The following is a 12,206-nucleotide window of genomic DNA, read 5'->3' on the forward strand; positions in this document are numbered from 1 at the left end:
ACCAGCCAAAATCATAAGCGGTGCGGCCCACGCCGGATGGATACGGTGAATCCAAACGCATCACCAGTTGCATCATGCCGCTTCTTAGAAACCGCAGCCGAACTCGCCTATCCTTTGCCAATTCAACCGAAAAGGCGCGACAGTCGTACGACGTGTAAGCCAACATGGGGATATCTACACGCACGACGGCATCAGCCCGCTTAGCACAAACTCAAAACCAGCAACGCAGCCAACATCAGCATCTGACATCTCATGTAACCCTGCTTGTCCTACGGACGCCCCACGTCCATTAGATGCACAGTGGGGGCAGTATTCCGCGACAAGCAGCGGTGCAAAATGTCTTCACCACGCTGAGTGGCTCTTGTGGTCGCTGGCGGTTCTGGATGCGCTCACCTTCCTTTTCGCGATCGCTTCTACCGCACTCCGAAGAGGTAGAGGGAACCAAGGCTAATCATTGGTACAAATGTAATCAACGCCAGGCAGAGTACGATGACGCCGACCATTGGCACCAGGTAGGGGATCATCCGGTGCAACGATACCTTCCCGACGGCGGCGGCCGCAAAAAGGTTTACTCCGAAGGGCGGCGTGATCATCCCCAACGCCAGGTTTACGATCATGATCAGCCCAAAATGCACAGGATCAATACCGAACAGAACGGCCACCGGGGCTAGTATGGGAGCGATTACCACGATGGAAGCAGAGGTTTCCACGAACATGCCAATGAGGAAAAGCAAGACGTTCACGGCGATCAGGAACATGAAAGCGCTATCGAAGGTCTCCACAATCCACTGACTGATGGCGGCGGGTATTCCGGCCCTGGTGAGAATGAACGAGAATAGCCCAGCCATCGAGATGATGAACATGATGATAGCCGAGGATATTGCCGACCGCTTCAATACGTCGATCATCTCCACTAAGCTCAACTCGCGATAGATCACCATACTGACAGCCAAAGCGTAAAATACCGCAATGATTGAAGCTTCGGTGGGCGTGAAGACACCACCATAGATGCCACCAAGGATTATAACGGGCATCAGCAGCGCGAAGAGCGATCTGCGTAGGCTCACCAAGAATGGCAAAACGGGCTTCTTCTCCAAATCCCCTGGCTTGTGGAAATACCGGGACCAGATCAGCACAAACACCATGAGCGCTGCTGCAATGAGCAAGCCTGGACCGAAACCCGCTATGAACATGTCTCCGACCGGAGCGCTCGCCGCCACGCCGTAGAGGATCATCGGTATAGAGGGGGGGATGATGACCCCAAGTTCCGCTGCAGTCGCCTGAAGAGAAGAGGCAAATCCTACTGGGTAGCGCTGCGCCACCATCGCTGGGATAAGGATAGCACCGATGGCATAGGTAGTAGCCACGCTTGATCCGGACACTGCTGCGAAGATCATGCAGACAACGATACAAGTAGCAGGTAGCCCTCCGCGAGTGTCGCCAATGATACTCTCGACGAGATCAACCAAGCGCCGAGAGATTCCACCCGCTGCCATCAAGTTGCCAGCCAGAATGAAAAAGGGGACTGCGGCAAGCGGAAACTTGTCGAGGGCGATGTAGGCCTGTTGTGGTAGGACGATCAGCGGCAGATTGGAGAAGAACGTCACTCCGACAAGGCCAGCCAGACCTATTGCTACAGCCACGGGTACTGAAAGCGCCATCAAACTGACCAGCAGCAGGATCATAGTGAGCAGCATTGGAGGCCTCAGGTGTTCTGTGTCTGGTGATCGACCTCAACACGTGGGTCGAGCACGTGAGCGATCACGGCAAAAATCGAAACGGCTGCTCCGAATGGCAGAGCGGCATAAGCCCAACTGGCCGAGATACCCAAGCCAGCAATCGTTTGGAACTTGACGCGCATTCCAAGTGCGATACCAAACCACAGTATGAAGCCTAGTAGGGCCAAAACACAGAGCAGAATCACAAGCTGGATAACCTGCCGCGCCCTACCCTTACTTAAGGTAAGGAGCCAGTCGACCGATATCAGGGTCCCGGATCGCATAGCGGCCGCCAAACCTAAATAAGTCATCCAGATCAGGGTCATCTGCACTAGAGGTTCGGACCATTCGGCTGACCGGTGCAACACGAAACGTGCAATAATCTGGTATAGCCCGATCAATGATGCGAGTGCCAAACCAGCGGTCGCCAAAGCGACCGCTGATTTTGTAAGCAAGCTCTCAATGCTCAGAAAATACCGAACCAACGCCTGCCGTTGTTGCATCACTTGGTCTCTTTGATCGCGTTGAGGCGTTCTTGTCCAAACCGCTCCCCAAAGGTCGCATTGAGACTTTCGATCTTGGCGCTAAAGGAGGCTTTGTCCACGTCAGTGATGACTTCAACACCTTGCTCCCGAAGCTTGTCGAGACCAGTTTTGAGGACGGCTTCAACTTCCTGTCGGTTACGTTTCATGGCATTCTTGGCGGCTTCGGCGAACATCGCCTTGTCTTCATCGGACAGAGCATCGTACGCCGCCGGGGATATGAGTAGAACCAGCGGTGTAAAAGCGTGGTCGGTCATGCTGAGGTACTTTTGAACCTCGCCAAAGCGGTTGTTGATGATAGCGCCGACAGGGTTCTCCTGTCCGTCAACCACGCCTTGTTGAAGTGCCGTATAGACCTCAGTGATAGACATGGGTGTGGGAAGAACACCGAGTTCTTTCCAAACAGCAATATGAAGTTCATTCTGCTGAGTGCGGATCTTCAAGCCTTCGACATCCGCAGCTGTTTTAACTGGCTTGGCATTGTTCGTGAGCTGACGGAAACCCATTCCCCCGAAGGCGATGCCAACCAAGCCCTTCTCAGGAAGGGCTGCAAGCATTTCCTCGCCAATCGGCCCGTTTAGCACTGCCTCAGCATGATCGAAATCCCGAAACAGGAAGGGGATGTCGAACAGCGCGAACTCTGGCGCGAAATTAACAACCACGGAGGTGCTAGAAATGGTCATGTCGACGGTGCCGATCTGGACACTCTCGATGACCTCACGGTCACCACCGAGAGCACCACCCCCTTGCAGGTCAATGGCAATGCGGCCGTCACTCCTCGTGGCAATCTCTTCGGCAAATTGCCGTAGAGCGATAGCTTCAGGTGCTTGCGCAGCTCCAATAAATCCTAGCGAAAGCGTCACATCCGCAGCCGCAGCCGTTCCAGTCCATGCTGCCAGTGTAAGGCAAGCTGCCACCAAAGATTTCTTCATAGTTTCCTCCCAATGTCTGAGTCCGGTAGATCAGGCGTTTAATTCCCAGTGCTCAACGACGTAGTCGCTAAGGGCTTCGATATTGATTTCCATGCCGAGCCCAGGACCGTCGGGTACAGCGATTCGACCCTTGGTATCTGGGCAGGGGTCGAAAATCTTTGCCCGCAGCGGGTTATGGCTTTTGTCGTACTCGAAAATCGGCAGGTGCAAATTTCTGCCATAGCCAGGCAGAACCGACGCGTACTGAAGTGATGCCAGGAAATTGATACCGGTTCCCCAAACGTGCGGCGCTATCCCAGTGTCAAATGCCTCCGCAAGACCCGCAACTTTCATGGCTTCGGAGATCCCTCCGCAAATGGCCAAATCCGGCTGAAGCACCGCCAATGAGCCATCGACCATCACATCCTTGAAGGCCTGCACGCCGCAGAAGGATTCGCCCCCGGAAAGTGGCGCGGAGATCTTTTCGAAGATCCTTCGATAACCCGAGATGTTGTCGTGCCTCAGTGGCTCCTCGATCCATGCAAGACGCGAGGACTTAGTCGCGTCTGCCAGGGCCAATGTATCCTCAACCGTAGATGATTCATTGAGGTCGATCATAAGCAGAGCCTCATCTCCTACGATCGATCGAGCCGCTTGAATTGCTCGGATGTCCTGTTTCATGCCGATGCCTACGCGGATCTTCACCGCACGGAAACCGTCGGCTACATAGCCCTCTATGGCTTCTTCAAACCCTTCGTAACGGTCGTCGCCGGCAGGCAGTAGCGGACCACTAGCGTAGGTAAGGATCTCGCTTCGCAGCCGTCCGCCTAGCAATTCCGCGATCGATCGGCCGCTTGATCGGCCGAAGGCATCCCACGCGGCCAAGTCCAGTGCACTGAGGGCCATGTGTGTTTGGCCTCGGCGGTCAGGAACCGCTGCCGTGAGCATGCCCTGATGGAGAGAACGCGGATTAGTAACACTCCTGCCGAGTACATGTTGTGCAAGGTTGTGCTTGATCAATTCCGCCGCAGCATAAGGATAAGCCCATGTCTCACCCCAACCAACGAGGCCCCCGTGGGTCTTGATGCGTAGCAAAAGCGCACTGCGTTCGCTGAAAACGCGAAGGGCGTTTCCCGCGACCGCTGGCATAGGGCAACGCAGTATGAATCCTTCGATCGACGAGATCGTATCAGCAGTCTTTGTCAATGATGGCTCCCTTTAGTGGCCTCACCGTATTCATTTGACATCGCAACGACAAATAGGAAAATTCGGCGCAAAACATCAGGAAATCAAATATGCGCGTAACGCTAGCTCAGCTTGAAGCCTTCTACTGGACTGCTACCCAAAGCTCTGTGGAGAGAGCTGCGGAAGTGCTGAGCATCGCCCAGCCCACCGTCTCGCTACGACTCCGCGGGCTAGAAGATGCGTTAGGTTACAAACCACTAGAACGAGTTGGGCGGGGGCTGAAACTGACAGTGCGTGGTCAAGATCTCTTGGATGAATGCCGCACTCTCTTTGCCAGCATCGAGAAAATCGCAACGAAACCTACAGCGCAGGAACTGGCGGGACCAATCCGACTCGGTTTTGCCGAAGGCTTCGCAATGATTTGCCTTCCTCGGATCGTTTCTCGACTACACTCCGAGTATCCAGAGTTGCAACCCGAACTGATGGTCGCGACTTCTGCTGAGGTCGAACCCGAGCTGCATTCTCTGCGACTCGATCTAGCATTCCTTGTTCATCCTACGGAACACGAGCATTTTAAACTAGTGCCCTTAGGCACCCAGGAAACATCCTGGATCGCTTCGAAGAGCTTTGATCTGCCATCGATCGTTAGACCGAAAGACATCGTCACCCTGCCAATCATCTCGAATCCGACGGGCTCAATCAACTATCGGCAAATGACAGGATGGTTCGCCAGTGCAGGCTTGAAACCTAGTCGCGTTGATTTTTGCAACAGCGTCTCCATGCTCGCGAACCTGGTCAACAACGGGGTTGGGTTGGGCATCTATCCGAACAAGCTGGCAGAGCGCCAGCTAAGCGAAGGAACGGTTACCGTCCTGCAGACTGATCCTCCCATCGCAGACACTCCGATCTACGCCAAGTATCACCGTGAGAGCAGGAAAGCCAAAGTTGAAGCGGTGTTGACCACAGCGACATCAGTTCTTGGAGAGCTCGATTACCTGAAATAGCCGGGGCCGTCCGCTGGACCCACCTGCGTGGCGTACGCAGAGTTCTGTGGGACCGATCACACTCGGCCCACTATGGCCGCAGGCCGAATACAGGCGCTCTCTGGGTCGGTTCCTACGTTGATCTGTGCTCGGCCGTGGCTGGTTGAACGGGACGTGGCCGCTGTCGCTCCGCCCCCGACTCGCCAGAGTGGAACCGAATGGATGGAAGAACACCGCCGAGCAACTGCACTACGAATGAACTAGCTCTTGTTGCGATCAGGACGTAGCGTTGTCGCGAGGTCCTCTTCTAATCCCTGCTAAGAAGCGACTTTTTCGCGTGCTGTCCTGGTGAAACACAGATGGGATCTCGCTTCCATCAATGGAAGTTCCTGCTCTTCACCTTCAGCGTGTCGATATGCAGGTCGGGGATGTAGATATCCCGCGTGGGGGTGACGGGCTTCAAACTGTCACGCGGATCAGGTCCGCTCCCATGTTTGGCACCATCGCCACGACCGTGCGGCAGGGGAAAGTCGCCGTTGCGTTCGCCGAGGCTGGCTAGATCGCCGGAGAAGTCGAACAGCCGCTGGGCAACCAGATGCACGACCTCTCCCTCGCGCTGTATCCTGCCATGGATCGCCATCATCGATGCCGACATGACGATCCGCCTCTGTTTCTCGAACAGTGACGGCCAGACGACGGCGTTGACGATGCCCGTCTCGTCTTCCAACGTGAGGAACATCACGCCCTTGGCGCTGCCAGGCTTCTGACGCACAAGCACCAGACCTGCGGTCCAGAGCCATCGCCCGTCGCGTTCGGCCATCGCCTCTGCGCAGGTGACGATGCGCTTCTTTTTAAGCTCAGGGCGCAGGAAGGAAGCGGGATGGGCTCGCAGGGTGAGACCTGTGTGGGAATAGTCCTCCACCACCTCCCTGCCCTCCGTCATCGACTTTAGCGCCACCTCTGGTTCCTGCATCTCTGCAATGGCTTTGGCTTCGCGTTCGGCTGCCGCCGCCCATAGCTCCAGCGGTTCATCCCGCAGCGCTTTGATGTCCCACAGCGCCTGCCGACGTTCGAGCTTCAGCGAGGGCAGGAAGGCATCAGCTTCCGCCAGCTTGACCAGTGAAGCGGTCGGTACACCTGAGCGCCGCCACATGTCGTCAGCGCTTTCGAAGGGTTGGTCAGCTCTAGCGAGAACGATCCTGGCGGCATCATTGAGCGGCAGCCCCTTCACCACGCGCATGCCGAGACGCACGGCGAAGCGTCCCGGCCTGTTCGTCTCCTCCATCGTGCAGTCCCAACGGGAGGCGTTGACGCAGACGGGCCTCACCTCGACACCATGGTTCCGCGCATCCTGGACGATCTGCGCCACCGAGTAGAAGCCCATTGGCTGCGAGTTGAGGAGCGCCGTGCAGAAGACATCGGGATGGTGGCACTTCACCCAGGAGCTGGCATAGGCAATCAGCGCGAAGGAGGCGGCGTGGCTTTCGGGGAAGCCATAGGAACCAAAGCCTTCAAGCTGCGTGAAGGTCCGCTCTGCGAAGTCTCTGGAGTAGCCGTTCTTCACCATCCCGTCGACGAGCTTGTCCTTGAACTTCGACACCCCGCCCGTGAACTTGAAGGTCGCCATCGCACGCCGGAGCTGGTCCGCCTCACCTGCGCTGAACCCGGCGCAGACCATGGCAACCTTCATGGCGCTTTCCTGGAAGAGCGGCACACCCAGCGTCTTGCCAAGCACGGCCTCCAGTTCCGGTGTCGGATATTCAATCTGCTCCTTGCCTTCCCGGCGGCGCAGATACGGATGCACCATGTCACCCTGGATTGGACCCGGCCGAACAATGGCGACCTGAACCACGAGGTCATAGAAGGTCCGGGGCTTGAGCCTTGGCAACATCGCCATCTGCGCCCGGGACTCGATCTGGAAGGTGCCAAGCGTGTCGGCCTTCCGGATCATCGCATAGGTCCTCGGGTCTTCCTGCGGAACGTCGGCCAGACTCATCGGCTCGTTCTTGTGCTCGGCCAACAGCTCGAAGGAGCGTGCCATGCACGACAGCATGCCGAGCGCCAGCACATCCACCTTCATGAACTTCAAGGCGTCGATGTCATCCTTGTCCCATTCCACCACCTGGCGGTCTTCCATGGCAGCAGGTTCGATGGGCACGAGATCATCGAGCCGATCCTGCGTCAGCACGAAGCCACCCGGATGCTGCCCAAGGTGACGGGGCGTATCCATAAGCTGGGAAGCGAGATCGAGTGCCAGACGCAGCCGATAGTCCGAAGCGTTCATGTTGTTCTCGGCGAGCTGCTTTTCTCCGATCCCGTTCTTCGACCAGCCCCAGACACCGGATGTAAGCTGCCTGATCAGGTCCTCAGGCAGACCCAGCGCCTTGCCCACGTCACGTAGAGCGCCCTTGGTCCGGTAGCGGGTGACAGTCGAGCAAAGCGCAGAGCGTGAGCGGCCATAGGTCTCGTATATCCACTGGATGACTTCCTCGCGCCTGTTGTGCTCGAAGTCGACATCGATGTCGGGAGGCTCGTTGCGCTCCATCGACACGAACCGCTCAAACAGCAGGTCGCTCGTCTCCGGATTGATGCTGGTGATCCCGAGGCAATAACAAACGGCGGAATTGGCGGCCGAGCCCCTGCCCTGGCAGAGGATGTTCTTTGAGCGGGCGAAGCGGACGATGGAATAGACGGTGAGGAAGTACGGCGCGTAGTTCATCTTCCGGATCAGGTCGAGTTCGTGCAGGATCGACTGCCTGACCCTATCCGGTATGCCTTCCGGATAGCGCTCGGCGGCCCCTTCCCATGCGAACTTCGTCAGCGACTGCTGGGCATCAAGCCCGGGGACAATGGCTTCTTCCGGATACTGGTATTGCAACTCGCCCATGTCGAAGCGACAACGCTCGACGATCTCGCGGGTCCTTGCCAGCGCCTCAGGATAATCGGCGAACAGGCGGTGCATCTCTTCTGGTGCTTTGAGGAAGCGGTCGGCATGCCGTTCACGGTCGAAGCCGACACTGTCGATGGTGGTGCGGTTGCGGATGCAGGTGACGATGTCCTGGAGCTGGCGACGGCCCGGCTCGTGGAAGAGCACGTCATTGGTCACCACCGTCTTCACCTTGTGCCGCTGCGCCATGTTCGACAGGTTGTGCAGCCGCAACCGATCATTCGGCCGCCGCCGCAGGCAAAGCGAAACATAGGCGCGGTCGCCAAACACCGCCGCCACCCTGCGGAGCTGACCCGCATAGACATCATCCGCCTCGTCCGGAACGAGGATCGCGATCAGGCCTTCGCTGTAGGCTTCGACATCCGAGAGATCGAGAATGCATTTGGCCTTGCCGCCCCGGCTTTTGCCAAGCGTCAGCAGGCGGGTGAGCCGGGAATAGGCAGCGCGGTCGGTTGGGTAGACCAAGAGAGACATGCCATCGTTGAGATCAAGACGGCAGCCCACCACCAGGCGCACGCCTGTCGTCTTGGCGGCCTCCCATGCTCGGACGATCCCTGCAAGCGAGTTGCGGTCGACAACACCAATGGCCTCGATGCCCAAAGCAGCCGCCGTGGCGAACAGCTCCTCCGCAGAACTTGCGCCCCGCAGGAAGGAGAAGTGGGTTGTCACCTGAAGCTCGGCATAGCGCATGGTCTAAAGCCTCACCCGAAGATGCCGTGCAGGAACCACTTGTGCGAACCCGTTCCGGTGTCGACACCATCGCCTGCGCGGAAGACCCAGAGCCGCTCGCCCTGCTCGTCCTCGACCACGAAGTAGTCGCGCACGGCCTGCATCTCGCGTGGCCGCAGCCACCATTCGCCAAAGATGCGCTCCGGCCCGTCAGCACGAACGATGCGGCGACGTTTGCCCCGCCAGGTCACGACGACGGGCGGCTGGTCGGGCAGGACCGCCATCGTTTCGATCTCTTCCGGGTAAGCCAGCAGGCGTGATGGCCTCGGCCACTTTGCGGCCCAGTCGGCACCCGTTTCCACGGCGGTTGGACCAATGCGCCTGACGGATCGTTCCGGAACGTCGGAGGCGACAGGCGTGACGCGGTAAAGGCGCTGGCCGCGATTGCCGAGGATGTCGACAAGCGGGGTCACATCCACCACCTCTTCCTCGACCAGTGCGCTTGCGACCTGCTTCTCTTCCAGCGGCTCTGCGATGATTGCCACCAATACCATCCGCTCTATGCCGAAGCCTGGATCGATCTTTTCGATGCGGTCGCAGAGCAGCTTGGCCAGCCGTGCCGGATCACGCACAGGTTTGGCGAGACCTGCACGAAGAGATTGGCGAGTGTTGTCGACGCGAAGGATGATGAGGTCGGAGCGGCGGACACCGAGCCCCCGCTCCTCAAGCTTTGCCGACAACTGGGCGACCAGCCGCCGGATGTATTTGGCAATGGTCTCGGCTGCCCCAATCGGCTCCTGGAAGTTCCGAGCCACCTCCACCAGTTCCGGTGTGCGCAGCGGCTCGATGGGTTCAGCGACACGACCGAAGAGCTGATCGAGACGGCGGCCGACTTCCGGGCCAAAGCGCAGCGTCAGCGGCGCACGGGGAAGAGCCGACAGCTCACCCACCGTCTCCACGCCTAAAACCCTCAGGTCCTGTATGGTGCCGGGCGGCAGCCGCAGACAGTGGATCGGAAGGCCTGTGACAGCTTTGCTGACATCGCCCCGTGGCACCACTGTCGTCTCGGCACTCGTCAGTCGCGCCAGCGCATGAGCAGCGCCCCAGGTGTCGGCAACAGCGGCCCTTGCTGTCAGGCCCCTGCCCCTCAGCCCGTTGACGATGCCGGAGATCAGCAGTTGCTCGCCACCCTGAAGGTGGTCGGCTCCTTCGGTATCCATGACGATGCCATCGGTCCCGTCTACGGCAACCACCGGGCTGTACTGACGAAGCGCCCACAGCGCCAGGCGTTCGATGGCTGCTGCATCGGCAACGTGATCGGCATCCACCATATGCAGATTGGCAACCATGGCCTGAGCCTTGCTGGCAGCCATACCGACCTTCAGGCCGAGCTTGCGGGCAGCGGTGTCGGCTGCCGACACCCAGCGCTTTGCGCCACTGCGGGAGATGACGACCAGCGGATGGTCAACCGGTACGGCTCCCTCGCCATGCCGACGTATCCGATCTGTCGCCAGATACGGGAAGTAGACAGACACGACCCTTGGCATCGCAGGCTCCTAACTCAAACTCGGCGCACTCACCCGCCTTCACCCGCATCAATTCCGCCAGCCACCGCGCTCGTCCCACCCCTGCAACAGGAAGCGGCTCTGACGGCAGGACGCTGATCCTCCAGCGCGTCGTCGAGGCTGTCGGCTGGCCGTAATCAGAAGCCTCCGTCTGCCGTCGCCAGCGCCGCACCACCAGGCCCAAGGTTCCGGTCTTCTCGGCCGCCAGTTGCAACCGACGGGAGGCGGTCATTGGCAGCCTCACCAGTTCCCCGACGACCGCCGCCAAGCCACCGAAGGAAAGTCCCTCCTCCATGGAGGCAAGCACATCCTCCTCCCGATCCGCTTCGCAGTAGATAACGCGATCCGGGTGAAGCCCCGCCTGTGACAGCGCTGGCGCGAACAGGTCCGGACGTGTCAGGCACCACAGGACCTTGCCCTTGGCACGCGCTGCGATCCCTGCCGTGAACAGGGCTGCCGCTGCACCATCCACCGTGCCTGCACCGCCGCCCGCAACCTCGTGCAAAGCGCCATAGGCAAGCCCGCCGCCAGGCAGCCGCTCATCCACCTCCGGCACCCCGAACGGCAGGACAAGCGCCTTGCGTGAGACGCTCCCTTCAAGGTGCGCAATCCGGTCTCTCAGTTCCTCGACAACCCGTGAGGCATGGGCATGCGACATCGTTCACGACCCTCCTCAAGGCTCGCGTTGCGTGAGACTTCATGTCCCTTAGAATGTTGATGTTCTGTATCTGTTCCGTCGCGAGACGAGAGTCAAGCGGAGTCAGAACATGCTGGAGGACAGCATTTTAGCGGATGCAAAGATTCGCTGAACTAAATCAGGTCGGTAGCGGCTTAAGGGCGATCATCAAATGTTTGAGGCATACGTACGTCGCCCCTTCCATGAGCAGTTTGCTTAGGATGACAGGTTCATCGAAATCCGTTTTGATGGCATACAGCTGGGAGATGCCTTCAAGAACGCGCTCCGTCGAGCACGTCCGTCATATCTTGATCCACCGCTCCGTCGACGATCCATTTTGGGCGTTTCCTGGAGGTAGGATCGAGTTCCACGAGGCATCAGCCGAAACTCTTTCGCGAGAGATCGAGGAGGAGCTTGGGACAATCTCAGTGGTGGGCCCGATGGGCTTTTGATCGAGAATCTGTTCGATTTGCGCGGTAGGAAATCCCACGAGCTGGGCTTCTACTACGATGTGCAATTGCACTCACCGCCCCCGTTCGTTCCGGACGCCATCGTCATCGCAGCCGCGATGGGGACACCGAGTGGGAATTGCGTTGGGCCTTACCGGAACAGCTACGTAGCTTCGACCTGAAGTCAACGACCTTAATTAACCTGATTGAGAAATTGCCGCCAACATTTGCCCACATCGTTCATCGGAGCATTAGCTGAGTCCCAAAACGTAGTAACTTGCCATGTCAACTTGTCGTACGAAGCGGCACGACGGTTTTCGGCCCGAACCTGTCATTCGATGTTGGCGAGGTGGTATCTCGATAATCAGCAGTTCAGCCAGCGACTCGTGGCCGATCTTTAACTTTCACGATATCTCCAAATATGTAGGCGACACGCAAGAAGGATAAGAAGCCCCAGATGGATATGAAAGACCACGCCACGAAGACGTGAAACTTCCATTCCGCATCTTGTGATATGTTGTTGATTTGCACTGAGAGCTGACCCGGGATTTGCGCCGAGAA

General features: G+C 58.3%; 10 protein-coding genes. 2 read left to right on the forward strand and 8 right to left on the reverse strand.

Features of this window, described 5'->3' with window-relative positions; all coding sequences use genetic code 11:
- Positions 1 to 413: 413 nt before the first annotated feature.
- From M0654_RS22350 to M0654_RS22365, 4 genes are read right to left on the reverse strand one after another with little or no spacing between them, the layout of a single operon-like run.
- A complete protein-coding gene (locus M0654_RS22350; protein ID WP_248684963.1) occupies positions 414 to 1,697 on the reverse strand; it encodes a TRAP transporter large permease in 1,284 nt (427 codons plus the stop codon).
- Positions 1,698 to 1,705: 8 nt separating this feature from the next.
- Positions 1,706 to 2,221 (reverse strand): TRAP transporter small permease, encoded by a 516-nt coding sequence (locus M0654_RS22355; RefSeq protein WP_248684964.1) that lies wholly within the window; start codon positions 2,219 to 2,221, stop codon positions 1,706 to 1,708.
- Positions 2,221 to 3,192, reverse strand: a complete 972-nt coding sequence (locus M0654_RS22360) for a DctP family TRAP transporter solute-binding subunit (RefSeq protein ID WP_248684965.1) — start codon at positions 3,190 to 3,192, stop codon at positions 2,221 to 2,223. Before M0654_RS22360 ends, M0654_RS22355 begins: the two co-directional genes overlap by 1 nt.
- Before the next feature lie 30 nt (positions 3,193 to 3,222).
- A complete protein-coding gene (locus M0654_RS22365) occupies positions 3,223 to 4,377 on the reverse strand; it encodes a mandelate racemase/muconate lactonizing enzyme family protein (protein WP_248684966.1) in 1,155 nt (384 codons plus the stop codon).
- A gap of 89 nt (positions 4,378 to 4,466) precedes the next feature.
- Here M0654_RS22365 and M0654_RS22370 point away from each other — a divergent pair, with 89 nt between their 5' ends.
- A complete protein-coding gene (locus tag M0654_RS22370; protein WP_248684967.1) occupies positions 4,467 to 5,360 on the forward strand; it encodes a LysR family transcriptional regulator in 894 nt (297 codons plus the stop codon).
- Positions 5,361 to 5,715: 355 nt separating this feature from the next.
- Here M0654_RS22370 and M0654_RS22380 read toward each other — a convergent pair whose 3' ends face one another.
- Genes M0654_RS22380 through M0654_RS22390 form a run of 3 tightly spaced genes read right to left on the reverse strand, consistent with a single transcriptional unit; the run spans position 5,716 to position 11,178 of the window.
- Entirely contained in the window at positions 5,716 to 8,976 is a 3,261-nt protein-coding gene (locus tag M0654_RS22380) for an error-prone DNA polymerase (RefSeq protein WP_248684968.1), read from the reverse strand.
- Positions 8,977 to 8,987: 11 nt separating this feature from the next.
- Positions 8,988 to 10,502, reverse strand: coding sequence for a Y-family DNA polymerase (locus M0654_RS22385; protein WP_248684969.1), 1,515 nt, complete (start codon positions 10,500 to 10,502; stop codon positions 8,988 to 8,990).
- Entirely contained in the window at positions 10,420 to 11,178 is a 759-nt protein-coding gene (locus M0654_RS22390; protein ID WP_248684970.1) for an ImuA family protein, read from the reverse strand. Before M0654_RS22390 ends, M0654_RS22385 begins: the two co-directional genes overlap by 83 nt.
- Positions 11,179 to 11,462: 284 nt before the next feature.
- Between M0654_RS22390 and M0654_RS23010 the strand changes: the two genes are divergently transcribed.
- Entirely contained in the window at positions 11,463 to 11,648 is a 186-nt protein-coding gene (locus tag M0654_RS23010) for an NUDIX domain-containing protein (RefSeq protein WP_390921097.1), read from the forward strand.
- Positions 11,649 to 12,017: 369 nt separating this feature from the next.
- Here the strand turns inward: M0654_RS23010 and M0654_RS22395 are convergent.
- The coding region (locus tag M0654_RS22395; RefSeq protein ID WP_248684971.1) for a hypothetical protein at positions 12,018 to 12,206 on the reverse strand (189 nt) is incomplete at its 5' end.

The organism is Neorhizobium turbinariae, assembly GCF_023223505.1.
Classification (GTDB): domain Bacteria; phylum Pseudomonadota; class Alphaproteobacteria; order Rhizobiales; family Rhizobiaceae; genus Neorhizobium; species Neorhizobium turbinariae.

Bases quoted from the DNA above. Each gene is read 5' to 3' on its own strand.
- M0654_RS23010 (WP_390921097.1), top strand. From the start codon at position 11,463: ATGCCTTCAAGAACGCGCTCCGTCGAGCACGTCCGTCATATCTTGATC.
- M0654_RS22385 (WP_248684969.1), bottom strand. From the start codon at position 10,502: ATGCCAAGGGTCGTGTCTGTCTACTTCCCGTATCTGGCGACAGATCGG.
- M0654_RS22360 (WP_248684965.1), bottom strand. From the start codon at position 3,192: ATGAAGAAATCTTTGGTGGCAGCTTGCCTTACACTGGCAGCATGGACT.
- M0654_RS22390 (WP_248684970.1), bottom strand. From the start codon at position 11,178: ATGTCGCATGCCCATGCCTCACGGGTTGTCGAGGAACTGAGAGACCGG.
- M0654_RS22355 (WP_248684964.1), bottom strand. From the start codon at position 2,221: ATGCAACAACGGCAGGCGTTGGTTCGGTATTTTCTGAGCATTGAGAGC.
- M0654_RS22380 (WP_248684968.1), bottom strand. From the start codon at position 8,976: ATGCGCTATGCCGAGCTTCAGGTGACAACCCACTTCTCCTTCCTGCGG.
- M0654_RS22370 (WP_248684967.1), top strand. From the start codon at position 4,467: ATGCGCGTAACGCTAGCTCAGCTTGAAGCCTTCTACTGGACTGCTACC.
- M0654_RS22350 (WP_248684963.1), bottom strand. From the start codon at position 1,697: ATGCTGCTCACTATGATCCTGCTGCTGGTCAGTTTGATGGCGCTTTCA.